Annotated in this window: 24 protein-coding genes and 3 pseudogenes; 20 read left to right on the top strand and 7 right to left on the bottom strand. The window is 67.6% G+C overall.

Annotated elements, in window-relative coordinates; all coding sequences use genetic code 11:
* Nucleotides 1–60: 60 nt before the first annotated feature.
* Nucleotides 61–753 carry an NADPH-dependent F420 reductase gene (locus tag K2224_RS38700; RefSeq protein ID WP_221912246.1) on the top strand — a complete coding sequence of 231 codons (693 nt, stop codon included), beginning with the start codon at nt 61–63 and terminating at the stop codon, nt 751–753.
* A gap of 188 nt (nt 754–941) precedes the next feature.
* On the top strand, nt 942–1,370 hold the full coding sequence (locus K2224_RS38695; RefSeq protein ID WP_221911766.1) for a VOC family protein: 429 nt from the start codon (nt 942–944) through the stop codon (nt 1,368–1,370).
* Nucleotides 1,371–1,632: 262 nt separating this feature from the next.
* On the opposite strand, the gene K2224_RS38690 is transcribed toward K2224_RS38695, so the two are convergent.
* Entirely contained in the window at nt 1,633–2,190 is a 558-nt protein-coding gene (locus K2224_RS38690; RefSeq protein ID WP_221911765.1) for an ABATE domain-containing protein, read from the bottom strand.
* Nucleotides 2,191–2,340: 150 nt separating this feature from the next.
* On the opposite strand from K2224_RS38690, the gene K2224_RS38685 reads away from it, so the two are divergent.
* From K2224_RS38685 to K2224_RS38650, 9 genes and pseudogenes are all read left to right on the top strand, one after another.
* Nucleotides 2,341–3,549, top strand: coding sequence for an MFS transporter (locus tag K2224_RS38685; protein ID WP_221911764.1), 1,209 nt, complete (start codon nt 2,341–2,343; stop codon nt 3,547–3,549).
* Between the two features lie 97 nt (nt 3,550–3,646).
* The gene (locus K2224_RS38680) at nt 3,647–4,825 is read left to right on the top strand and encodes an acyl-CoA dehydrogenase family protein (protein WP_221911763.1); all 1,179 of its coding nucleotides are present in this window, start codon (nt 3,647–3,649) and stop codon (nt 4,823–4,825) included.
* A gap of 63 nt (nt 4,826–4,888) precedes the next feature.
* Nucleotides 4,889–5,362 (top strand): thioesterase family protein, encoded by a 474-nt coding sequence (locus K2224_RS38675; RefSeq protein WP_260693816.1) that lies wholly within the window; start codon nt 4,889–4,891, stop codon nt 5,360–5,362.
* Between the two features lie 132 nt (nt 5,363–5,494).
* Entirely contained in the window at nt 5,495–6,247 is a 753-nt protein-coding gene (locus K2224_RS38670) for a haloacid dehalogenase type II (protein WP_260693815.1), read from the top strand.
* A 107-nt stretch (nt 6,248–6,354) separates the two neighbouring features.
* A pseudogene (locus tag K2224_RS41235) lies at nt 6,355–6,614 on the top strand (transposase); the annotation flags it as partial.
* Nucleotides 6,615–6,847: 233 nt separating this feature from the next.
* Nucleotides 6,848–8,050 (top strand): IS110 family transposase, encoded by a 1,203-nt coding sequence (locus K2224_RS38665; protein WP_221909414.1) that lies wholly within the window; start codon nt 6,848–6,850, stop codon nt 8,048–8,050.
* A 181-nt stretch (nt 8,051–8,231) separates the two neighbouring features.
* Entirely contained in the window at nt 8,232–8,819 is a 588-nt protein-coding gene (locus K2224_RS38660; protein ID WP_221911762.1) for a DUF2975 domain-containing protein, read from the top strand.
* Entirely contained in the window at nt 8,819–9,052 is a 234-nt protein-coding gene (locus K2224_RS38655; RefSeq protein WP_221911761.1) for a helix-turn-helix transcriptional regulator, read from the top strand. Before K2224_RS38660 ends, K2224_RS38655 begins: the two co-directional genes overlap by 1 nt.
* An 809-nt stretch (nt 9,053–9,861) precedes the next feature.
* Complete coding sequence (locus K2224_RS38650) at nt 9,862–10,767, top strand: hypothetical protein (protein ID WP_221911760.1); 906 nt, start codon at nt 9,862–9,864, stop codon at nt 10,765–10,767.
* Between the two features lie 93 nt (nt 10,768–10,860).
* On the opposite strand, the gene K2224_RS38645 is transcribed toward K2224_RS38650, so the two are convergent.
* Entirely contained in the window at nt 10,861–11,697 is an 837-nt protein-coding gene (locus K2224_RS38645; RefSeq protein ID WP_221911759.1) for a helix-turn-helix transcriptional regulator, read from the bottom strand.
* 127 nt (nt 11,698–11,824) lie between these two features.
* Between K2224_RS38645 and K2224_RS38640 the strand changes: the two genes are divergently transcribed.
* Nucleotides 11,825–12,679, top strand: coding sequence for an NAD(P)-dependent oxidoreductase (locus K2224_RS38640; protein WP_221911758.1), 855 nt, complete (start codon nt 11,825–11,827; stop codon nt 12,677–12,679).
* A 724-nt stretch (nt 12,680–13,403) separates the two neighbouring features.
* Here K2224_RS38640 and K2224_RS41230 read toward each other — a convergent pair.
* Nucleotides 13,404–14,172, bottom strand: a pseudogene (locus K2224_RS41230) (glutamate synthase-related protein); the annotation flags it as partial.
* Nucleotides 14,173–14,348: 176 nt separating this feature from the next.
* Nucleotides 14,349–14,948 carry a hypothetical protein gene (locus K2224_RS38630; protein ID WP_221911757.1) on the bottom strand — a complete coding sequence of 200 codons (600 nt, stop codon included), beginning with the start codon at nt 14,946–14,948 and terminating at the stop codon, nt 14,349–14,351.
* A 236-nt stretch (nt 14,949–15,184) separates the two neighbouring features.
* On the opposite strand from K2224_RS38630, the pseudogene K2224_RS38625 reads away from it, so the two are divergent.
* The 3 genes and pseudogenes from K2224_RS38625 to K2224_RS41835 form a co-directional block, all read left to right on the top strand.
* Nucleotides 15,185–15,280, top strand: a pseudogene (locus tag K2224_RS38625) (IS982 family transposase); the annotation flags it as partial.
* Between the two features lie 68 nt (nt 15,281–15,348).
* Complete coding sequence (locus K2224_RS38620; protein WP_260693814.1) at nt 15,349–16,473, top strand: FAD-binding oxidoreductase; 1,125 nt, start codon at nt 15,349–15,351, stop codon at nt 16,471–16,473.
* A 239-nt stretch (nt 16,474–16,712) separates the two neighbouring features.
* Nucleotides 16,713–17,063, top strand: coding sequence for an integrase core domain-containing protein (locus K2224_RS41835; protein ID WP_221911756.1), 351 nt, complete (start codon nt 16,713–16,715; stop codon nt 17,061–17,063).
* Here K2224_RS41835 and K2224_RS38610 read toward each other — a convergent pair.
* Complete coding sequence (locus K2224_RS38610; protein WP_221911755.1) at nt 16,994–17,551, bottom strand: helix-turn-helix domain-containing protein; 558 nt, start codon at nt 17,549–17,551, stop codon at nt 16,994–16,996. The two genes, K2224_RS41835 and K2224_RS38610, sit on opposite strands and share 70 nt — an antisense overlap.
* Before the next feature lie 69 nt (nt 17,552–17,620).
* Here K2224_RS38610 and K2224_RS38605 point away from each other — a divergent pair, with 69 nt between their 5' ends.
* From K2224_RS38605 to K2224_RS38595, 3 genes are all read left to right on the top strand, one after another.
* Entirely contained in the window at nt 17,621–18,487 is an 867-nt protein-coding gene (locus K2224_RS38605) for an alpha/beta fold hydrolase (protein WP_221911754.1), read from the top strand.
* A gap of 113 nt (nt 18,488–18,600) precedes the next feature.
* Nucleotides 18,601–19,254, top strand: coding sequence for a DUF1707 domain-containing protein (locus K2224_RS38600; RefSeq protein ID WP_221911753.1), 654 nt, complete (start codon nt 18,601–18,603; stop codon nt 19,252–19,254).
* A gap of 621 nt (nt 19,255–19,875) precedes the next feature.
* Entirely contained in the window at nt 19,876–20,079 is a 204-nt protein-coding gene (locus K2224_RS38595) for a cold-shock protein (RefSeq protein WP_221911752.1), read from the top strand.
* Between the two features lie 115 nt (nt 20,080–20,194).
* Here K2224_RS38595 and K2224_RS38590 read toward each other — a convergent pair whose 3' ends face one another.
* Nucleotides 20,195–20,482, bottom strand: a complete 288-nt coding sequence (locus K2224_RS38590; RefSeq protein WP_260693813.1) for a hypothetical protein — start codon at nt 20,480–20,482, stop codon at nt 20,195–20,197.
* Between K2224_RS38590 and K2224_RS38585 the strand changes: the two genes are divergently transcribed.
* Nucleotides 20,475–20,738 carry a hypothetical protein gene (locus tag K2224_RS38585; RefSeq protein WP_221912323.1) on the top strand — a complete coding sequence of 88 codons (264 nt, stop codon included), beginning with the start codon at nt 20,475–20,477 and terminating at the stop codon, nt 20,736–20,738. The two genes, K2224_RS38590 and K2224_RS38585, sit on opposite strands and share 8 nt — an antisense overlap.
* 162 nt (nt 20,739–20,900) lie before the next feature.
* Here K2224_RS38585 and K2224_RS38580 read toward each other — a convergent pair whose 3' ends face one another.
* Nucleotides 20,901–21,320, bottom strand: a complete 420-nt coding sequence (locus K2224_RS38580; RefSeq protein ID WP_221911750.1) for a CBS domain-containing protein — start codon at nt 21,318–21,320, stop codon at nt 20,901–20,903.
* Nucleotides 21,321–21,516: 196 nt separating this feature from the next.
* On the opposite strand from K2224_RS38580, the gene K2224_RS38575 reads away from it, so the two are divergent.
* Nucleotides 21,517–22,407: a universal stress protein gene (locus tag K2224_RS38575; RefSeq protein WP_221911749.1), complete on the top strand. Its 891-nt coding sequence runs from the start codon at nt 21,517–21,519 to the stop codon at nt 22,405–22,407.
* Nucleotides 22,408–22,422: the final 15 nt, after the last annotated feature.

Genomic DNA, 22,422 nt, shown 5'->3' with positions numbered 1-22,422 from the left:
CCGACCGGCCGTCTAGCGTCGGTGTGAACGGTCGAAGCAGGCACGGAGAGGGACCACGTGATGAGAATCGGTGTACTGGGAACAGGCAACATGGCCGATGCGCTCGCCACCCACTGGGTGCGGGCCGGGCACGAGGTGATTATCGGGGGACGGGACGCGCACAAAGCGGAGCGGCTCGCGACGCGCATCGGAGGCAGCGCGAAGCCTGCCAGTCTGCACGCGGCGGCCGAGTCCGGCCAGGTGGTGCTGGCCGCACTGCCCTTCGGGGCGGGAGCAGACGTGGCACGGGACCTGCACACCGCCCTGGAAGGAAAGGTGCTGCTCGACTGCTCCAACCCGGTCGGACCGGGCTTCCGGCTGCTGACGCAAGGAGGCCCCTCAGCCGCGCAGCAACTTGCCGCGGCGGCACCCGCAGCCCAGGTGGTCAAGGCATTCAACCTCTGCCACGAGGACGTGTGGCGCATGCGGCCTCCCGTCTTCGACGGGCGACCACTGGCTGTTCCGGTCTGCGGGGACGACGAGACGGCACTCGCGCGTGTGCGTGAGTTGGTGCGGGACGTGGGTTGTGAACCCGTGGCCGGCGGCGGTCTCGAACGTGCGGTACTCCTGGAAGCGACTGCCGCGCTGTTCATCGCCCTGTGGGTCGGTGAGCGAGCGGACGCCCAGGCAATCGCACCTCCGCTGGCATACGCGGCCGGACCGAGCCACCAGGAAACGGAAGGCAGCACGGGGGCATTCCGTTCCTTCGCGTGAAGGCGGTTGGTCAGGGCTGGGTCCTGGGGACCACCTGTTGGCTCCACCGTCGGGGTCGCGTCGTTCCCGTGGACCGTCCGGTTTGATCATTCGGTGTCCGAGGTGGCCCAGGGCGCGCCGGGGTTGCGGGCGGATCCTTCTGGGGAAATGAGCGGCAGAGTCCCAAGTCCCCTTGGTACGGTGCACCGATGTCGGCGATCAGGAAGTTCCAAGTCACCTTTGACTGCGCGGAACCCGAGCGCCTCGCCCGCTTCTGGTGCGAGGTGTTGGGGTACGTCGTACCGCCGCCACCAGCGGGGTTTGCCACTTGGGATGATTTCAAGCGTTCGCAGCCATCTGAGCAGCGGGATTCGTGGTTCGCCTGCATTGATCCTTCAGGTGTGGGCCCGCGACTGTACTTCCAGCGCGTCCCCGAAGGGAAGGCCGTCAAGAACCGGGTGCATCTTGATGTGCGGGTCGGCACCGGACTCGTGGGTGAGGAACGCCTCGCCGCACTCGAGGCCGAATGCGCACGACTGATCCCGCTCGGCGCGGTACACGTGCAAACGCTGTATGACGGTAGTGATTCGTGCATCCCTATGCTGGACATCGAGGGCAACGAGTTCTGTATCGACTGAACACACGGCTGGCTACGCTGCCGAACCAATAGCGGTCCGGCCCGCCCAAAGCGCAGATCGGTCGACTGGCCAGGTGATTCGGCGGCGCTGAACAGTGGCGTTCGAGGTCGAGTTGCCCCTTGAAGGTCTCCTTCGTCGTCGCTCCACAGCGTGGTGTCGCGGGCCAGTGTGCGGGTGACGTGGCGGATGAGCTCGGCGGCCTTGCGCAGCCGCTTGTCCCTGGAGCAACGCGGGTGGGAAACGAAGCGTGACGGCCTTGTCGCTATCCGTGCGAGTGACCGCGGTAGGTCTTCTTCTTCGCCTTGTTTCCGCAGTGGTTCATCGAACACCACCGTCGCCGAACAGTACGGGAGCGGTCGACGAACAAGACGCTGCACGCTTCCCCTTGGCACTCCCCGATACGTTCGAGTTCGGCGCCGGTCAGCAGATCGACTGCATCTCGGGCCACTGAAGCGAATGCGTGAGCCACCGATTCGCTGCCGACGGGTTCCGTCGCACGACCGTCACGGCGCAGGCGCAATGGGGCGGGGGGAAGCACAGCCCAGGTGTTGATCTCCTCGATGTCCTGCGGCATGCATTCGCGGCCGCTCCGTGCGTGTTGGACAGAGCGGTAGACCGCCTCCCGCAGGATTCTGGCCTGCGCCAAGTGGTTCTGGTCGGCGGCCGGCAGTTCGGGCAGCAGCCCGGCCTTCACGCACCACCGGGACAATTCATCCGCACTCCGCAGCCGTTCGATGTCGCTGACTCCGCGACGACCCAGGGTCGCTGCAAAGTCGAGACAAAGACGGTCGGAGCGGAAGGAGAACGAGAGTGGATCCATGGTGCACCCCTTCACGCGACTGAACGGTGATCCTCCTCACCTCGTTACCGCCAACCAGCCTAACTGGTTCCGGAGTTGCTACCGTCGGAGGCACGTGGAACCAGTCAAATAGGTTCCACGTGACCGGATCAAGCGGGGACAGGAGAACCAATGACGGCGCTGGGTAGCGCTGAGGCCGAGTTAACGGCATCGGCGCCAGACAAGTGGCGAGGCCACTTCTCGTGGCTGGTGTACGCCATGTTCGTGGTACTCCTCGGCAGTACCGTGCCCACGCCGCTCTACGACTTGTACCGCGCCGAGTGGCACACCTCCACCTTCACCATGACGGTGGTCTTCGCCAGCTACGTCGTGGGCGTGCTGGCGGCCCTGGTCTTCGGTGGGCACCTCTCGGACTACGTAGGGCGCCGCCCAGTCGCCCTGGTGGCCGCCCTGTTCGTCTTCGCCTCCGCGTTGGTCTTCGAGTTCGCGACCAACGTCCTGGAGCTCAACGTGGCGCGTCTACTGACCGGGCTCGGAGTGGGCCTGTGCGCAGGAGCCGTCACCTCTGCCCTGCGAGACCTGCACCCGAACCCGGCTCACGGCGCGCTCGCCAGCTCGGTTGCCACCTCCGGAGGTCTTGCCGCCGGCCCCCTCCTGGGAGGGCTTGCCGCACGCTGGGCGCCATTCCCCCTACACACCGTCTACCTCGGCTACCTCGTACTGCTCGTCATCGCGCTGATCGCCGTCGTGCGGGTGCCCGAGACCGGATGCCGGCGCCGTCCCGTTCCATGGCAGCCCCGGATCGGGGTGCCACACAGCCTGCGCCGTCAGTTCGTGCGGCCGGCGCTCGCCGTCTGTTGTGCCTATGCGGTGAACGGCCTGTACTCGGCGTTGGCGCCCACCGTGGCACGCGAGTACCTGGGTGCCTCGGTGTTGGTCGGTTCGCTCACGGTCGTATTGATGCTCGGCGTATCGGCGGTGGCGCAGGTGGCCCTGCATGCCCGCCCAGCTCACCGCGCGCAGCGCGAAGGGCTGTGGCTGCTGACAGCCGGTCTGTTGTTGCTACTTCCCGCGCTGTCCTGGCATTCACCGGCGGTGTTCGCGGGAGCCACCGCGGTCACCGGACTCGGTCAGGGCTTGGCCTTCCGCGGAAGCCTCACGCTGGTCAGCGAGACGGCACCGGCTGCCGACAAGGGGCGGATGATTTCCGCTTACTACGTGGGGGCCTACGTAGCAACCGCCGTACCAGTCCTTGCAGTTGGTGCCATCGCCGAGGAAGCCGGTCTCTTCACTGCCTGCGCCGCTTTCGTGGCTGCCATCGGGGCGACGGCACTCGCAACAACCACCACCTTCTCTCGAAGTGCCCGCAAGCCCCAGTGACCTGGGTCGGCGCAATGTGACCGCGTGTAGCGCGGAAGCGGCACACACCCCCTGCAAGGACGTCATATCCACCAACGCCACAACCAGGAGGAAGACCGTGCAGATTTTAGACCGAGCCACGGAACTGCGAACGAACTTCCGTGACTTCTGCGAGAACAAGATCCGTCCCTTGGCCGAAGAAATCGAGGGATCGCAAATACACCATGGTGTCGTCGAGTTGCTGGCTGCGACAGGATGGCACGGGCTGGCTATCCCGCGGGAACACGGCGGAATGGACTTGGGCCATCTGGCCAGACTCATCTCCATCGAGGAGGTGAGCCGGGTCTCGGCAGCAGCCGGAGCTGCGTTACAGTCCGCGCAACTCGGCGTGGCCATGATCGTCAACTACGGTTCCCCGGAGCAGAAAGAACGATATCTTCCAGATCTTGCCGAGGGCCGGCGCATTGCATCGATTTGCATCACCGAGCCTGAATCCGGTTCCCACGTACTGGGCATGGGTACCACCGCACGTCGTGAAGGCGACGAATACGTGCTCAACGGCAGGAAATGGTTCATAGCCAACTCTCACGTCGCCCACGTCCACGGAGTCGTGGCGAAGACCTCGGATTCGGGCCGCCGGGACTCACTGACCGCTTTCCTCGTTGATGCGGATACGCCCGGTTGTCGGGCCGGTGTCACGCATGACATCACCGGCCTCAAGGGGTTCAATCTCGGCGAGGTCGTCTTCGAGGACTGCCGAATCCCAGCCTCAGCCGTTGTCGGCGGCCAAGGCAACGGGCTTGAGGTCGGCCACCGTTCGATCACGGAGGCCGGCAAACCCAATCTCACTGCCGTGGCCCTCGGCATCCACCAGGCGGTACTGGAAGACGTCACCGCATACGCAGACCAGCGGCAGATGTACGGCAAGCCGCTGGCAGCCCTCGACAGCGTGCGGGCTCGCATCGCGGACATTTACACCGATCTTCAACTTTCCCGCATCAGTGCCTACCAGGCCGCGGACTTGCTCGATCACGGACAGGCCGCTGACGAGTGGTTGCTGATCGCGAAACTCACCGCGACCGAGAACGCGGTGACCGCTGCCCGGCACGGAAACGCCGTCCTGGGAGCACGCGGAGGTCTCAGTTCGTTCCGCATGGACCGGCACCTGCGCGACGCACTACTCACTCTGGCCCCCGCGGGCACATCCGACGTGCAACGCAAGCGGATCGCGGATGTGGCCCTCGGACGCTACAGCGCACCGTGGTACCCGAGTGACGCCGCGCCGGCTCCGTGCTGACCGGTCCTACCGACCGCCTGCCACCCCCCTGTCCGAGATGTGCAACGACCACGGAGGAGCACCTTGCTCTCCACACTCCAGCCCGGCGCCAGGCACGAGCTGAAATTTCAGGTCCCTCTCCAGAAAACCGTTCCGTTCCTTTATCCGGAGTCCAGGGAGTTTCTAGCCGTACCTCCGGTGTTCGCCACCGGGTTCATGGTGGGCCTCATGGAATGGGCCTGTTTGGATGCTCTGCGACCGCACCTGCAAGACGGAGAAGGGAGTCTGGGTACGGGAATTGAGGTGAGTCACTGCGCGGCAACCCTGCCCGGCATGACCGTGACAGTGGTGGCCACCTGCATGAAAATCGAGAGGTCCCGGGTCACCTGGAACGTCGAGGCGCATGATGACATGGACCTCATTGGCTCCGGTGAACACCAACGCACCGTGATCAGCCTTGAGAGATTTCGCAGCCGTCTCGATGACAAGGCTGCGGCTTGTCACGTGCCGGGCATGGACGAAGTGGAGCAGAGCATCCGGGAATCAGGACTGCACTGACCACATTGTCCCTCCAACCTCGGGCTGGGCGCTCCGAAACCACGGCGCGCCCAGCCTGTTCGTCTGGACCACTGCAGATGACCTGTTTCCGTATGCTTTCCCTTGACGAATTGGACCAGTCAAGTACTCTGCGTGCCGTCCGAAAACGTGATCGGAACGGCGGAGGATGTACTGGTGCCTCAAATCCGAGTAATTTTCTTCGACACTTTCGGGACCGTCGTCGACTGGCGATCCAGCATGCTCGACACGGCGAGCCGTCTCGGGCGGCACCGCGGTGTCGACGCCGACTGGGGTGCACTGGTGGATGCTTGGCGCGCCGAATACGCGCCGTCCATGGACCGGGTACGCCGAGGGGAACTTCCCTGGACGACACTCGACGACCTGCACCGGAGCAGTCTGCGCAAAGTGATCACACAACTGGCAATCGACGGGCTGACGACGGACGACCTGGAGGTACTGGTCCTCGGCTGGCACCAATTACACCCATGGCCCGATGTGCTGGCCGGCCTGCATCGCCTCAAGGATCGATACACCATCAGCACACTGTCGAACGGCAGCGTGGCCATGCTCACCGATATCGCCAAGAACACCGGGCTGCCCTGGGACCACATCATCGGAGCAGATGTGTTCCACCACTACAAACCGGACAGGGAGGTCTACCTGGGAGCCTGCTCCCTCCTCGGGTGCGCTCCCGAGGAAGCCGTAATGTGTGCCGCTCACAACGATGACCTCGCCCATGCCCGCAGTGCGGGGCTCGGCACCGCATTCCTACGGCGCCCCACCGAACACGGCCCACGTCAGCAAACCGATTTGTACGCCCAACAGGAATGGGACTACACGGCCGACAGCATTACCGAACTCGCCCGCCTACTGGATCGCTGCTGATTCCGTGAGACCAGACTGCCCCCTCCAGTCGGCTCCCCTCCGCCGTGCCCACCCACTTGGTGCGGTGTTGTGCAGATGACGAAGGTTTTGTGGCCCTTCGTCGCCGCCTGGAGCCTGGGCGGACTTCGTGGACAGTCATGCTTGACGTGGTCCGCCTGCGTCCGTGCGACGACGAGATTGTCACCGCCGGACAGGTCCGGGAGGTCGCCCAGCGGCTGCCGGCGGCTGGGCAGCGGCACACTGGTGACCTGCCAGCCCTGATCGTTGTCGATGCCGGCTACGACGTGACCCGCCTGGCCTTCTCCCCGCCGACCTGCCAGTTGAACTGCTGGGCCGGATACGTTGGGACCGCGTCCTGTACCCCCCCATTACCTTCTTGGTGGCCCCGCAATGGGGCGCCCGGCCTTCGGAGTTGGCATGACTTTCTCCCCCTGTCGAACGTATGGCCTGGGGGGTGGTGTCACCGGCTCCGGAGGCATCGACAGACCGCTGATTAGGGGCATGACCACCGGCTTGTCCGCAGGTCGGGAGGCTCTTCGTAATGTGGATGTGGCGATCGGTGCCGTGGGACGGCCGGGCGGGAACGACCAGAGGACGCACGTGATCGACGTCAGTGAGATCGGCGCCTTCCTCGGCCTGGACGTCGGCAAGAGCGAACACCACGCCACCGCCGTCACTCCGGCCGGAAGGAAGGCCTTCGACAAGCGGCTGCCCAACAGCGAACCCAAGCTCCGCGACGTGTTCGCCAAGCTGAAAGCCAAGCACGGCACCGTGCTCGTGGTCGTCGACCAGCCCGCCTCCATCGGCGCCCTGCCGCTGGCCGTGGCCCGCGACATGGACTGCCCCGTGGCTTACCTGCCGGGCCTGACGATGCGGCGGATCGCCGACCTCTACCCCGGTGAAGCCAAAACCGACGCCCGCGACGCCTTCATCATCGCGGACGCGGCCCGGTCGATGCCGCACACTCTGCGGGCCGTCGAGCTTGCCGACGAGGCAGTAGCCGAGCTGGAAATGATCGTGGGTTTCGACGACGACCTGGCCGGCGAAGCCACCCGCATCAGCAACAGACTGCGGGGACTGCTGACACAGATCCACCCGTCGCTGGAACGGGTACTGGGACCGCGAATGCAGCACCCAGCCGTGCTCAAGCTGCTCGACCAGTGCGGTTCGCCGGCCCAGGTCCGCAAGGCCGGACGGCGTCGGCTGGTGAACCTGATCCGCCCAAAGGCACCACGGATGGCGGAACGGCTCGTCGATGACATCTTCACCGCCCTGGACGAGCAGACAGTGGTCGTGCCAGGCACGGCCGCGGCCGCATTGATCGTCCCCAGCCTCGCCAGCTCGCTCCAGTCGGTACTTGACCAGCGCAAACTCCTCGCCACAAGGATCGAGGAACTGCTGGAGGCTCACCCTCTTTCCAAGGTCCTGACGTCCATGCCGGGGATCGGCGTCAGGACCGGAGCACGCATCCTCATCGACATCGGCGACGCCAGCAGCTTCCCCAGCGCCGCCCACCTCGCCGCCTACGCCGGCCTCGCCCCGGCAACCCGCAGTTCCGGGTCCTCCATCCGCGGCGAACAGCCATCGCGCAGAGGAAACAAACAGCTCAAACGCGCCTTCTTCCTCTCCGCGTTCGCCGCCCTGGCCGACCCCGTCTCCAGGGCCTACTACGACAAGAAGATCGCCCAGGGAAAACACCACACCCAAGCCCTCCTCTGCCTCGCCAGACGACGAGCCGACGTGCTCTTCGCCATGCTCCGCGACGGCACCTTCTACCAACCCCAACCAGCCCCCACGGGTTGACGAAACCCATAGGGGCACCCCCCCCCGCCACAGCCGACAGGCAAGCGAGGGCGCAGGCCAAGCACGGGCAGGAGTTCACGTTCGCTGTCTGGTCCCTTCCGGGACCACCGCCGTGAGCTTGTCGATTATCGATATGCTCCGCTAGCCTCAGGCGTATCGAAAAACGATAAGGAAGGGTGCGATGGACTCGCGACTCACGAGGATCCTGGCCTCGGTGACCTTTGCGCTGGCGGTGCTCTGCGGGCTCGCCTTCGTCGGCACGGGGGTCACGCACATGCTCGACGACGGGGCGGTCTGCGTGCAGACGGACTTCTGGCGCAACGCCTCGCTGGCGTCGGAGAAGCTGCCGGTCAGCAAGGGCGTGCAGGCGTCCAGCAGTACTACGCGCCTCTGCCAGGACGGCCCCTCCGCCGCCCAGCGCGCCGCCGACCTCGGGGGCGAACTGCCCTGGCTGCTGTTCGGCTCCCTCGCGCTGCTGCTCTTCTCCCGGCTGCTCAAGGCCGTCCATCGGCAGGGGCCGTTCACCGACACGGTGTCGCAACGGCTCTCCACTCTCGGCTGGTTCGTCACCTTGGGCACACCGCTGGCCGGCCTCGTCGTCGGCTGGTCGCAGTCCTGGCTGGTCGGGAGCATGGCGCCGGTCGTAGGTTCCGGGCCGACGCTCTCCGGGCCACTGGTGCTCGTCCTCGCCGGCCTCGCCGCGGTGATCATGGGGAAGATCATGCGCGAGGGCGTGCGCATGCGGGAGGACCTCGAAGGAACCATCTGATGCCCGAAGAGGAACTCCACTCGATCCGCATCCACCTCGACCGGATCCTCGCCGAACGCGGCATGACGCTCACCGAACTGTCCGCACAAGTAGGCATCACCGTCGTCAATCTGTCCGTGCTCAAGAACGGGCGGGCCAAGGCCATCCGCTTCTCAACGCTGTCGAGAATCTGCGACGTCCTCCAGTGCCAGCCAGGCGACCTGATCACCCACGACCCCACCGGCCCGGCCTAATGCTCCGGCCACGTAGGTTCGCCGGGTGAGGGGGGCGTGGAGGTTGTGGACTGCCGCTGAGCGGCCACCCGGCGCGGGTCGCGAGCCGGTGGCGGAGGGCGTCCTCGTCGATCACCAGGCACACGATGAGGTCGAAAAGATCGCGGACATCCGCCTCGTTCTCCGCCGACCCACACGAGAACGCGATCCGGCAACGAGACTCCTCGACGAGGGCCTCAACGCGCTCACGGACGATCGCCCACCCGTAGCGGTCGAGCCAGCCTCCAGGAACCGGTTACGGAGGATCCACCACAACCTCGCCCTCGGCTCGGTCGATCCAGCGGCTGAAGCCGTCCTCGTCGGCGTCGAGCGCAACGTAGCCACGCGCTCGCAACACCCCGCAGACCGTGGACTTACCAGTCCTGAATTGCCCGTCACCCACACCAACCGTGCCGGTGCGCGTACGCCCGCGCCGCCGTGAGCCGGCGTGCGGGAAGAGTGCGGACCGCCACCCCATACGCTGCACGGTAAGTCGCGCTCCGCGGTCAGACGCAGCTCGGGGACGACCGACCCGCCCGTGGTCGGCGGCGCTGCGCCAGCGCGCCCCCACTGTCGCAAACGGGAGAGTACAGGCGGCGCACGCAGCAGCGTGGGGTGCGGGACCCGGCATGCGCGCCGCGGGCCTGCTCCGGGCACCACGTCTGCGCGCCTCACGGCGAACCGGAAGGCGGTCATACAGTACGAGGAGCGGGCGGGTAGGGCGAGTTGGCGGCATGTCGGGACTGCGCTCGGGGCCCGCATCGCGTCCACGCCTCGGGAGGAGTACGGCAGTGACAGCGAACCTGGTCAGCCTCTTTGTAGGGTCGCAGACGGTCCAGTTCTCCACGTCGACCCCGCCGACCGGCATGTTGACGATCTTCGACGGGAATTTCTCCCCCAACGACACCACCTCTCCGGTGCAGGTGACCTTGGCGCTGCCGCCGTTCACGCGGTGGAACGGGGTCCAACCGCCCGGCCACGCGATCACGGCACTCTCCACTCCCAGCGACTGCGCCTGTCCGCAAATCCTGCGCTACTTGGACCAGACACACCTCGACGGGGGACAGAAGACCTCGGTGAACATCGGGCTCAACCTCTGCCTGCCGACCAACAGCGCGCTGCCCGCCCAGATGCCCAATGGCGCGGTGAACGCGGTGCCGACCGGCAACGACCTCTGTACCGACCTGTCGCGAAGCATGGGGGCCCTCGCCGCGGTGGTCCCGGCACAACCCTCGACACCTCCCCCTGGGTCCAACCCGGTGGACCTCTACTTCGTGCACTCCACAGCCACGCTGCTCGGCACGCAGACCCCGACCGTGACGGAGTTCCAGCTGTTCAACAACCTCACCGGGGGCAACCTGCCCACCACGGCGAACTCCAAATTGTGCCTCCTCGTCGGGCCGTACTACCACGTCACCACCCTGCCTCCCGGGGGGACGTTCATCCACCAGCACCAGGACTTCGCCGACTACGACATCGTTCAGGTCATGGTGCCGCCGGCGTTCACGAACCCGTACGTCGTGCCGGTCAGCATCCAGGCCAGCACCTACACCGGACCGGACAACAACATGCACTCCGGCCCGGACGGGCCGCGCAACTCGACGGCGACCTACACGCCTTCCGGCAATGACTTCGACCAGAACTCCAGCAGCATCGCCCACCCCGTGTCCCAAATCTCTTTGGACCAGCTGTCGTAGGGGCGACCATGGGACTGGCCGCGTCCGCCACGACCAGGCGGCCACCCAGGATCGTACGGCAGCGGCCGACACCTACCGCGTCACATGTCTCCCCTACGAGCTGGGCGTCAGGTCCTGGAGGCCGACGACCCGGAGCAGTTCGAGTCGCTGGTACGTCTGTGTGCCCGGCTGTGCCGAGTGGACGACGAGTTGCTGGCCGTGGCCGTGGCCGTCGCTGAGCAGCACTTCGCAGTCGAGGTCGAGGACGCCGACCACGGGGTGCAGGAAGCGCTTCGGCGACGGGCGGCGCACCACGACGTCATGCGACTTCCAGAGATGCTCGAACTCCCGTGACGCAGCGCGGAGTTCGGCAACGAGGGCGGCCGGGCCCGGGTCGTCGGGGCGGGCCGCGGTGACCGCCCGCAGGCTCGCCACGTGCGCGCGGGCGAGCTGCTCGTGGTTCTCGGGCGGGAAGAGGTCCCGCGTGCCCGGCACCATGAACCAGCGACGGATCACATTGGTCCCGGTGTGGCCGCCGGTCAGGGCCGCCGACATCGTGTTCTGGGCGAGCACCTCGCCCCAGTCGCTCAGTACCGACGCCGGGAGGTCGTGCAGCCGGTCCAGGATCAGGAGCAGCCCCGGGCGGACGTGGCCCGAGGAGCCGCCGGGCCGCGGGGGCTCCTGGCCCGCCAGATGGAACAGGTGGTCGCGCTCGGCGTCCGTGAGCCGCAGGGCGCGGGCGAGGGCGGCGAGCATCTGCCGCGAGGGGTGGGAGCCGCGGCGCTGTTCCAGGCGCGTGTAGTAGTCCGTGGACATCCCTGCGAGCTGCGCCACCTCCTCGCGGCGCAGGCCCGGGGTGCGGCGCCGAGGCCCCGCGCTCAGGCCCACGTCGGAGGGGTCCAGGCGGGTGCGGGATCGGCGCAGGAAGTCGGCGAGTTCGGTGCGGTTCACGGTTCCAGGATCCCCCGGCCCCGGGCTCCTATCCAGGGAGTGCCGGTCCGTGGATAACCGCGTCTCTCCCGCCGTTCGGGCCGTCCCCGCAGGCTTTGGGCATGGCTACGACGACGAGGAGGCAGCCATGCTGATGTTGGTGACAGGAGCGACGGGCCAGGTCGGGCGGCGGTTCGTGCCGCGACTGCTGCACGGCGCGAGGCCCGGCGACGAGGTGCGGGTCCTGGTGCGGGACGCGGCGCGCGGCGAGCACTTCGCCGGGCTCGGCGCCCAGGTGCTGGTCGGCGACCTGCGCGATGTGGAGGTGCTCGGCAAGGCGACGGCCGGCGTGGACGCGGTGGTGAACGTCGCCGCCGCCTTCCGCGGGGTGCCCGACGAGGAGGCACGGGCGGTCAACCGGGACGCGGCCGTCGAGCTGGGCCGGGCCGCAGTGGCCTCGGGCGTCCGGCGATTCGTGCAGGTCAGCACCGCACTCGTGTACGGCATGGGGCGCGGCAGGGCGCTGGTCGAGGGTGACGAGACGGTGCCTGGCGGTAATTTCTGGGGCGCCTACCCCGAGTCCAAGTGGGAGGCGGAGCGCGCTCTCGGAGCGCTGGACGGCCTGGACGACCTGCGCATCGGACGGTTGCCGTTCGTGTACGGCGACGGGGACCCGCACCTGGCCAACGCGATGAAGTGGGCGTTGGACTGGCCCGCCATGCAGCGCCTGCACATGGGCCACCACGTGGATGTGGCGCAGGGCCTGCAGCGGTTGCTGTACGCGCCGGGAGCGCACGGCGTCTACAACATCGCCGACGATGCCCCGGTCACCACGGTCGACCTCTTCCAGTTCCAGGGCCTGCCGGTGCCGCAGGAGGCGTACGAGAGGGACGCCCCGGACCAGTGGCACACCGTGATGTCGACGACCCGCATCCGTCACGAACTGGGCTACCGCCCGCTGATCCCGTCGGTGTGGACGGCGCGGGACGCGGGAGTGCTGTAGCCGCGGGCGCGGGGCCGGCACGGGGCCGGCATGGTCCCGTGCCGGCATCCCGCGTCACCGGTTCAGCGCCGTCCACCGCCTCTTCCTCAACGGAAATCAACTGGAATCCGACACCGCGACGAACCCGCCACGGCCGACGACACCATCGACATCATCACCGCCATCGCCGGAGGCTCCCGCCAGTAGAACCGGCCACGCGGAGCAAAGTCGGCCTCCACGACCACAACCAGGTCTTGAAGGCCGACGTCACGCAGGACCCTTGGTCACCCCACGACGACCGGGGGCGGTTCCCCGGCCCGGTGGCTGAGCACCGCGCTACAGCTGCATCTCAGCCGTGGAGCGGGCCCAGAGGGATGTCGGAGACCGTGAGGCTGACGGACTTCACGGAGCCGCCGGTCAGGATGGGGATGCCATTGGGACCCGGGGCGAACGTGGCGGTCAGGCCGTTCACGGAGCCGCTGATGGAGAGACCACCCGCGACGTTGTCGAGGTCGTCGTCGGCTATCTCACGGGTCTCAATGCGGGACGTGTTGCTCATGCTGCTGAGCGTCCTTCCTCTGTAGTGATGGGTCACAGTGCATGGCGCACTGAAGCAGGACCCCTCGGACGGCGCTGACGCTAACCACGGCCGATCAAATGCCAGTGAAATGGCTGGTGGGCACAGTGCGGGTATCGACTGTCGACGTGGCGCAGCCGCGCGTGCCCGATCCTCGGGGCGGCGATCGCCGGAAATCAGTTGCCCGGGCGCCAGCCAAGTGAACAGCTCGTCGTACGACGCGACGGCGTGCGGCGAGATGCGCCGGTAGAGCATACGAGGATGCAGCTGCGAGGGTTCCGTTGCGCCGAGGGCGGCCATGATCTCCATGGCGCTGTGCACCGTGGCCTGTTGAAAGCGTTGGACACGTAGGTACTTGTCCGGCACATGGAGCGCCCGTGCCCGGTGGGGATCCTGCGTGGCGACGCCCACGGGGCAGGTGTTGGCGTGGCAGCGTGGTGACTGGATGCAGCCGACCGCGAACATCATGGCCCGCGCCGCATTGGTGTAGTCCGCGCCTTGGACCAGCCGTTTGACGATGTCCGCACCGGTGGCGACCTTGCCGCTCGCCCCGATGCGGATGCGGTCCCGTAGCCCCGTCCCGACCAAGGCGTTGCGGACCGTTATGAGCCCTTCGGTCAAGGGCGTGCCGACGTGGTCGACGAATTCCAGCGGAGCGGCCCCGGCGCCTCCCTCGGCGCCGTCCACAACGATGAAGTCGGGTGTGACGTCTTCGGATTCGTCAGAAGCGCCCTAGACCCCGCCCTTCCCGGGCTTCGCCCTTGCGAAAGTTTCAGGGAAACTCCACGGACGCTCTCCCACGCTGCCTTCCGGGCGGATTCCCGGCGGCGAAGTCTCCGTCCGGGGTGCGACAGCCGAAGTAGCCCGTCCCCACTTCCCAGATCAGGTCCCCGCCATAACGGGTGTGGTACTCCGAGATCCCGCCCTCGCCCGTATCGACCACAGGCGCCGCACCACAGCTACCGCGAGCCCGCCGTGCCCGTAACGCGTCTGTGCCCTTCAGCCCGGACAGCTACGGCCCACAGCGGCGGACCGCCGTTCAGGAAGAGAGATCCGCGCAGCCCCCACACGGCGTTCTGCCGACGAGTCCGTCACCCGACCCCTCGACCACGCTCAATGGACCATGTTCCACATCTGGTACCGGTTGGTGTGGTTGTAGCAGGTGGTCTTGGCGACCGGGGCGCCCTGCGGGTGGCCCTGGTCCCACAGCAGCTGGTTGTGGTGTCCGTCCTGCCCGCGATCAAGGCAGAGCACCTCGTTGAGATTGGAGTCCGCCTGGTAGTTGGCGAACTGCCAACTGTTGCGAGGGTTGCCGGAGCTGTTGCCGACCCAGGTCATGTTCCACTGGTCGTGGTAGTCGCTCGAACTGCACCCGGCCGCGCGGGTTGCAAACCAGCTGGGATCCGAGACGGAATGCGACCACTGGACTCGAAGGCAGTTGCCCTCCTTGCGATGGACGATCTGCACCCGGTCGTAGTAGCCACCGACGTTGCCGTCGTAGGACACGACGTTCCACCGCTGCCACGGATTACCGGGCTGGCACGGATTGGTGTAGACGTCGCCACCGTTGGAGTCCAGGCAGTAGCCGGTGGCGTAGTCCTGGAGCATCACGTTGTACTGGTAGGTGTTCGCTTGGGCGGTGCCCGTTGTTCCCGCCATTGCCGCAGCCGCCAGCAGGCCGGCCACCAGCGCCGATCTCACCTTCAGGTTCACCGAGAGTCCTCTCTCCCCGTACCTCAGTGGTGCGCACGAGAACCCTGGCAGGCGAGCGAACAGGCGAATAGGTAGCGGGCGGTCAAGAAACGGTTCATTCCGCTCTCGGCACACACGCGCGCTCAACCCGCCGGGAGCTCCCGGGTCTTCACCGCCTGCCGTGAAGACCCGATGCAGGGCCTGCCCCACCACGTTCAGGGGCCCGCCGGAGTGCCCACCGGGGATCGGCGTCGCCCACGCCCGTGCCCTGCGCGGCCTCCCGCGAGAAGGTCAAACCCTCCGACCTGGCCGGCCACGCCGGATACGGCTACTGCCCAAGCCATTCCCGTTTCTCTGCTGTCCGTTCCACATGTTCGCCTGTTAGAAAGGGAGTTCGCCGTGATCTGGGAAGGGGGCGTTCGTGAGGGTCGGGTTCGCGAAGCTGCCTGAACGTGTCGCTGTCATCGGAGTGGGCATCCTCGGAGCCAGCGTGGGCTGGAACCTGTCCCGGCACGGCGCCAAGGTGGTCTTCATCGATGCAGGCCAGCCGGGCGAAGGCGTCACCGACTGGTCTTTCTCGTGGGTCAACGCCAGCAACAAGACCGCGCGCAAGTCCTACTTCGACCTGAACGTCGCGGGAATGGCAGCTCACCGTGAACTCGCCCGGGCCATCGGGCCGGACTCATGGTGGTATCCGAGCGGCCACCTGCGCTGGGCAGACGATCCCGCAGCGGAGGCGAAGCTCCTCAAAACCGCCGGACTGCTGGCTGAGCGGGACTACCGGGTCGAGGTGTACACGGGGGCCGAGGTGCGCCGCCGCCTCGAACCTGCCCTCACGATGCCCGGTGAAGTTCCAGTCGTGTTCTACGCCGACGAAGCCTGGGTGCACGGACGGCATCTCGTCGGCCGCCTGGTCGGCCAGGCCGTTGCGTCCGGCGCCGAGCTCCGGTCCGGCACCGCGGTCTGTGACGTCGGCACCGGTGCCGACGGGAGCATCCGGACAGTTGGTCTGTCCGATGGGAGCTGTCTCGACGTCGACATCGTCGTGAACGCGGCAGGTCCCCACGCCTCCCACGTCGCCGGGCTCGTCGCACGGCACTTGCCGATGCGCCGGGAACCCGGCGCCGTCACCCGGATCGGCTGTGCTCAGGTCCCGGTTCACCGAGCCATGCACGCGCCGCACGTCGAGATCCGTCCTGACGGAGACGGTTCGGTGCTCCTCCACAGCCGCGAGATCGACGCGCTCGTCGACACAGGCGAAGATCCAGCGCAACTCGCACGGCGGCTTCACGAATCGGCGCGGCACGTCGTTCCCGAGCTCGGCAACTCCCGCATCGCACAGACACGGGTGGCCCACCGGCCCATCCCAGCCGACGGATTTCCCTCGGTGGGAGCGGTGCCGTCTGTGCCGGGCTACTACGAGGCTGTTACCCACAGCGGCATCACGCTCGGGCCGGTGGTCGGCCGGCTGCTTGCTTCGGAGATCCTCAGCGGGAAGAGAGATGAGCTGCTTGCGGACTTCCGCCCGGAGCGGTTCTCCCCGTGACAGCCTGGCCCAATGCCACGGTTGTTGGGCGACGAGGCGAGTGCGTCTCTCTGCGCCGCACCCGCACGCAACAGGATCGGCACTCGGGGTAGCTGGCGCTGCCGGGCCTCCTTGAGGTCGCTGACCTGTGTTTCGCCACGGTCAGCGACCTGGCCTCACGGCGCCTGGTCGGCTGGGCGATCCCGGCTCACCCGCGTGCCGAGCTCGTCGTCGACCCCTGGCTGCAGCCCAACGCTGACGTGACAGCCTCACCGGCGCATCATGCACACGGACCACATAGCGCATACGCGTCCCGTGCGTTCGCCGAGTCCTTCAACGCAACCTGCAAGCGGGAGACGCTCCCGGGCCGCCGGGCCTTCGCCGACGAGCGCGAGGCGCGGCTCTCGCTGTTCCGTTGGCTGCACCGATACAACACCGTTCGCCGTCACTCCAGCCTCGGGCACCGCAGCCCGATCGCCTTCGAGACGGCACTCGATACACCATCAACTACGCCGGCCCAGCCGCAAACCTGTACCCAGGATCAATGGGCAGGGCCCTTCTCGTCGCGAGGCGCCTGCTGGGCAGGGAAGAAGATCCGGCTGATGAGGTAGGGGGCACGGTCCGGCGCCGGCTGGTTGGCGAGCAGGGGGCCCAGAATCTCGAGCAACTTGTGGTTCATCTCGGCGAGTTCATCCCGACTGAGCCAGAGCGTGCCCTGGCGGTAGCCGACCGCGTCGGCGACCGGGTCGGCGCCGGGGCGGTCGAGGTAGGCGTTGAACTCGGAGATGAGGACGGCCATGGCGGCGGCGAAGCCCCGGCGGTGGTCGTCCAGCGACATGGCGGCGGCCGCGTCGGCGTCGATGACGGGGCGGTCCTGGCGTAGCCGGTAATGCCGTTCGACGGCGCCACGTACCCGATGCTCCTCGGCCACCTCCACAAAACCCGCCTCGACCAGCAGGGCGACATGCCGGTACACGGTCACCTTCGACGCCTCGGGCATACGGTCGCACAGTTGCGAGGTGGTCAGCACCCGGCCGCCGGAGAGCGCGTGCACCACGCGCAGTCGCACCGGGTGAAGAAGCAGGTCGGTAGCGTCCATGACACTACTCTTTCATATGCGCTACCTTTATCGAAGTTGAAAACGTAGGGCGAAGCCCAAGGGGGGAACATGCGCCAGGCAGCAGGGCGGGCGGTTCAGGTAAACGATCGGTCCGTCTATGTCGAGGAGTCCGGCACCGGACCGGACCGGGTGGTCTTCGAATCCGGCCAGGGCATGGGACGTACCTGCTGGGACGCGGTTCTGCCGTTGCTGACGGATCGGGCACGGCTGGTGGCCTACGACCGCGCCGGCTCCGGCCGCAGCGGCCGGACGACGGCCCGACTGGGCATCGACGACATGGCCGCGGACCTGGTCGCCATGGTCGAAGCGGTCGTCCCCAGCCGGTTCGTGCTCGTCGCACACAGCATGGGCGCTCTGGTCGCGCGCCGCGCGATGGAGCGTCTGGGGCCGCAGGTGAGGGGGCTGCTGCTGGTCGATCCGACGCCGGAGAACGCGCCGGTCTACGACACGTTCGACCAGACCGCCGCGAAGGTCGACCGTGCGATGGGCGTGACGCAGGCGCTGGTCCGGTTCCGCCCGCTGGCCCGCGTGGTCAGCGAGAACGTCCGCCGCATCTTCCCGGCGGACACCTACCGGGCCATGCTCGCCGAGGACTTCGTTCCGGATGGCATCGCGCAGACGAGGAAGGAGTTCAAGGCCGTGGCCGCGGCCATCCCCCAGCTCCGTGCCGAGCCGCCCGGCCTCCCGACGTGCCCGACGGTCCTGCTCTCGTCATCCCGCCCCGCCAAGGGCCGGGAACAGCAGCACACCCTCATCGCCGAACACCAACGACGTTGGGCCGAGACGCTGGCGGACGGGCGGTTCGAAGAGGTTGACTCGGGTCACTTCATCCAGGCCGAGCAGCCAGGGACCGTCGCGGACAGCATCGGACACCTCCTCGACCGGTCCTCGGACCGGCACACCCGCTCAGCCTGACGGCTGCGCACCGTGCCGCCCGCGCACAAGGCGCAGGACGGCGTCCACGCGGCCGACCCGGCCGCCCCTCCGTGACCCGTCTCCACTGCACAGATCAGCGAGGAGCTCGAACCATGGACCTCTCACACCCTTCTGCGGCCGCGCCCGGCGATCCACGCGCGCGCACAGCCGTTCCTGCCGACGCGACCCTGCGAGCCTCCGATGCCGACCGCGAGCGGGCCGCAGACGTACTGCGAGCCGCCACCGTCGACGGCCGGGTCTCCACCGGCGAACTGCAAGAGCGTCTGGAACTGGTCTACAGCGCCAAGTCCAGGGACGAACTGGCATCCGTCGTGAAGGACCTGCAGCCGGTCCCGTGGTCGAGGGGCACGCCGACGTCGACCAAGGACGTCGGTGTCCTCAGCGATTTCGTCCGCAGGGGACGCTGGCTGGTGGGCGACAGCCATCGCAGCACCGCGGTCGTCAGCTCCGGAGTGGTCGATCTGCGCGAGGCCGAGTTCACCGGTCCCGAAACGACCCTTCACGTCAACGCGTGGCTCGGCACCGTACACGTCGTCGTCCCCGAAAACGTCGAGGTACGCGTCGAGGGCACCGGAATCCTGGGCGGGTTCAAGCAGGACCACGAAAGCGCGGACCACTCGGCAGCGCACCGGATCAACATCACCGGCGTCGCCGCCTGCGGCAGCGTCCACATCGTCCACCAACTCCCCCCGGCCAAGGGACGCCGTCTCCAAAAGCGCGAGCGGAAAAGCATCAGCAACAAGTAGGGTCCGGCCAGGTTTGTATGGGTGTGGACATGTCGCGGTGACAGGTGGGGCAGGTACGGTTCCCACCGCGAGGAGTAGCTGAAGCTCGCGGAAGACCTGGTAGGGCTCAGGCCGTACCGTCTCGTTCGGGGAGCGGGCCATGCGCTGCGGGGTAGCCGTATGGCCGCAGGCTTCATCCGACGAGTCGCTCGGGTACGCGGCCCGCTCACAGCCGACAGCGACCGGGCGGGGCGTCATTCACGGGCGTGGAACTCCCCTTCGGCTCCGGTGCGCCTGCGCGCTGCCCGGCCGCCGGTTCCGCTGGGGCGGCTCAACGATGCGCCGCACCCTCGACCGCGCCCTCGTCCTCCGCTCCGCTGTGAGCAGAGCGTCGAGGCAGGCATGCTCCCACCCGATCCGCTGGAGCTTGTCCGACGGTGCTCTCCAGTTCTGTTGTGGCTGGTAGCCAGGCGGCTCGTGATCGGCTAACTTCGTCAGCAGTAGTCGTGGTTCCGAAGTCTCAGCGCCCGCGGTTCGCACCGCGGGCGTCGTGCTGTGCAGCAGTGCCCGAGGACCAGGGCGATCACCTCACCCAGGGGCGCTGACGAGCCAGCGCCCCCCAACCCTGGACAAGGGGACAACATGGCAACCGGCAGCGTGAAGTGGTTCAACGCCGAAAAGGGCTTCGGCTTCATCTCCCAGGACGGCGGCGGCCCCGACGTCTTCGTCCACTACTCCGCCATCAACTCCGGCGGATTCCGGTCCCTGGAGGAGAACCAGCAGGTGACCTTCGACGTCACTCAGGGCCCGAAGGGCCCGCAGGCGGAGAACGTCACCCCGGCCTGACCGAACGCCTCGGCGCCCCGAACCGTTTGGGTTTGGGGCGCCGTGCGGTGTCCGTGCTCTGAACGGATGAGCCCAAGGGAGCGGGGCCGGCCGCAACGAGGTTGACTGTGCCTGCTCAGTTCAGGCGCCGTGGGTAGTAGGAGATCGTGACGACCACGAGCAGTGGTCCCCACAACAGCAGTGGTGCGTAACAGGCGTCCATCACGACGAGCGCCGGCCCGGTCGGGGCTCCCTGGGCCCCTCCGAAGCCGCCCGCCCGGGGGATCGTCAACAGCATCACAACGGCCGCGCCGAGCAACGCCGGAACCACCGCCGCCAGCGGCGCGACACGCTTCCCCCCGATCAGCGGGATCCAGCCCGGCACCACCTCGCCCCAGGGCTTGACCAGCCCGAGTGTGAGCAACGTGAGCCCTTCGGTACCCAAGCTCATCGCGATGCACATGGCGCTGAAAGGGAAACCCTCGACTTCGACCGGCCAGCCGCCGACACCCGACGCCCGGGAGGTACCCGAGTTGAACGGCTGCTGGCTCGATTGCCGTTTTACCGCCGGTGCGGAGGCACGCCTCGGCGTGGCGGTCTCCCCGCGTGGCGGCGGGCTGGTCGTCCCGCTCTACGGCACGCCGACGCGCTCGAACTCCCATATTTCATGGCCCAGTTGAAGGATCTGGCCACCCGTGTCCGGAACGGCCGGCTGCCCGGCTCCGAAGTAGCGGATCTTCGATGACGATGGCGCTCCCCGTCTCACCACGCTCGCGGACGGCACCGCGTTCCTCCTGGCCCGAGCGGCGTGAACGGTCACGAAGCCAGGGGGCGATGGTCCGTCAGGCAGGCGTGCAGATCATCTCGACGAAGCGACCGACCTGCTTTTCCGAGAGATGCTGTGCGAGATCCGCTTCGCTGATCATCCCCACCAGGCGATGGTCGGAGATGACGGGAAGCCTCCGGATCCGGTGCCCCTCCATGGCCCTGAGGACCTGTTCGGCGTCGGCCTCGGCATCGATGGTGACGGGCTTCCCCTGGGCAAGCTGCCCCGCGGTCATGACCTTGGGATCCTTGCCCTTGGCAAGGCACTTCACGACGATGTCCCGATCCGTGATGATCCCGTGCAGTCGGTCGTCCGGACCGCAGATCGGCAGGGAGCCGATGTTCAGTTCGCTCATCCGGCGCGCGGCGCTCTCCAACGTCTCGTCCTCCCGCACGCAGGTGCCGCCGGCGTGCATGATGTCTCGCGCGGTGGTCATGGCCATTCCTCCACGTCCGAAAAGGCGTCTCTCCCCTCCAGTGTCGCGCCGGGAGCGGGGCGGTCACCAGTCGGGGGACCACGCCCCGGCCCGGCTCTCCTCGGTATCCCCTCTCACGGCTGTCTGTCGTGCCACTCGCCGTCGACGGCGCCATTCTGGAGAAGGGGCTGACAACGGGTGTGGCCGGGAGATGGCAATGGCCTCAGCGGAAGTCCGCCGGTCGATCGTGGTCGGCGTGGATCCGGATCCTTCCCAGCGAACGGCACTGGCCTGGGCGGCGGCCCAGGCGGCGCGCCGCCGGATGCCGCTGCGCCTGGTCCATGCCGAGGGAGTACCCACCGGTGGTTATCGGAAGACGGAGGTACGGCCTTCATGGGAGGAGTGGAACCAGTCCCTGCACGAAGCCGGCGAGCGCGTGCTCGAAGGCGCGGTGGCGTTCGTGGAGGACCGGCAACCGCAGGTGCGGCTCTCGGCTCTGCTGGCCGAGGGCGGACCGGTGTGGGTCCTGCGGGAGCAGGCCCGTGATGCCGCCGAGGTGGTGGTGGGCTCCCGCCACCTGGGCCGGGTGCAGGAAGTCTTCAGTCCGGCTTCCGTCGCGCTGCCCGTCATGGCACACGCCCCCTGCCCGGTCGTCGTGGTACCCGAGTCGGAACACGTCACCCAGGACCCGCCGTACGTCGTCGTCGGGGTCGACGGCAGCGCCCACTCCGCGGCCGCGGTGGACGTCGCCTTCCGGCAGGCCGCCCAGCACGGCGCCGTCCTGCGAGCCGTGTACGTGCGGAGCCCGGAGCGGTTCCGTGTGCGGGACGAGCACATCGTGGAAAGCGAATGCCGCAGCCTGCTGTCCGAGACCGTGGCAGGCCGCACCGCGACCTACCCCGAGGTGGAACTGCACCACGAGGTCCTCCTCGGCCACCCGGTGGAAGAGCTCGCCAGGGCATCCGCCCACGCCCTGTGCCTGGTGGTCGGAACCCGCGGGCGCGGCGGCTTCACCGGCATGCTGCTGGGCTCGGTCAGCCAGGGCCTGCTCCACTACGCACAGTGTCCCGTCATCGCCGTACCGCAACCCAGGAGTGACGGCATCTGATGCCGAACGAGGTTC

The sequence above is a fragment of the Streptomyces sp. BHT-5-2 genome (assembly GCF_019774615.1).
Classification (GTDB): Bacteria; Actinomycetota; Actinomycetes; order Streptomycetales; family Streptomycetaceae; genus Streptomyces.
This window is presented reverse-complemented; position numbering and strand designations above follow the sequence as displayed.

Excerpts from the sequence above, each read along its gene's own strand:
- K2224_RS38700 (WP_221912246.1), top strand. The coding sequence starts at position 61 with ATGAGAATCGGTGTACTGGGAACAGGCAACATGGCCGATGCGCTCGCC.
- K2224_RS38695 (WP_221911766.1), top strand. The coding sequence starts at position 942 with ATGTCGGCGATCAGGAAGTTCCAAGTCACCTTTGACTGCGCGGAACCC.
- K2224_RS38690 (WP_221911765.1), bottom strand. The coding sequence starts at position 2,190 with ATGGATCCACTCTCGTTCTCCTTCCGCTCCGACCGTCTTTGTCTCGAC.
- K2224_RS38685 (WP_221911764.1), top strand. The coding sequence starts at position 2,341 with ATGACGGCGCTGGGTAGCGCTGAGGCCGAGTTAACGGCATCGGCGCCA.
- K2224_RS38660 (WP_221911762.1), top strand. The coding sequence starts at position 8,232 with ATGGACTCGCGACTCACGAGGATCCTGGCCTCGGTGACCTTTGCGCTG.
- K2224_RS38655 (WP_221911761.1), top strand. The coding sequence starts at position 8,819 with ATGCCCGAAGAGGAACTCCACTCGATCCGCATCCACCTCGACCGGATC.
- K2224_RS38640 (WP_221911758.1), top strand. The coding sequence starts at position 11,825 with ATGCTGATGTTGGTGACAGGAGCGACGGGCCAGGTCGGGCGGCGGTTC.
- K2224_RS38610 (WP_221911755.1), bottom strand. The coding sequence starts at position 17,551 with ATGGACGCTACCGACCTGCTTCTTCACCCGGTGCGACTGCGCGTGGTG.
- K2224_RS38605 (WP_221911754.1), top strand. The coding sequence starts at position 17,621 with ATGCGCCAGGCAGCAGGGCGGGCGGTTCAGGTAAACGATCGGTCCGTC.
- K2224_RS38600 (WP_221911753.1), top strand. The coding sequence starts at position 18,601 with ATGGACCTCTCACACCCTTCTGCGGCCGCGCCCGGCGATCCACGCGCG.
- K2224_RS38595 (WP_221911752.1), top strand. The coding sequence starts at position 19,876 with ATGGCAACCGGCAGCGTGAAGTGGTTCAACGCCGAAAAGGGCTTCGGC.
- K2224_RS38580 (WP_221911750.1), bottom strand. The coding sequence starts at position 21,320 with ATGACCACCGCGCGAGACATCATGCACGCCGGCGGCACCTGCGTGCGG.
- K2224_RS38575 (WP_221911749.1), top strand. The coding sequence starts at position 21,517 with ATGGCCTCAGCGGAAGTCCGCCGGTCGATCGTGGTCGGCGTGGATCCG.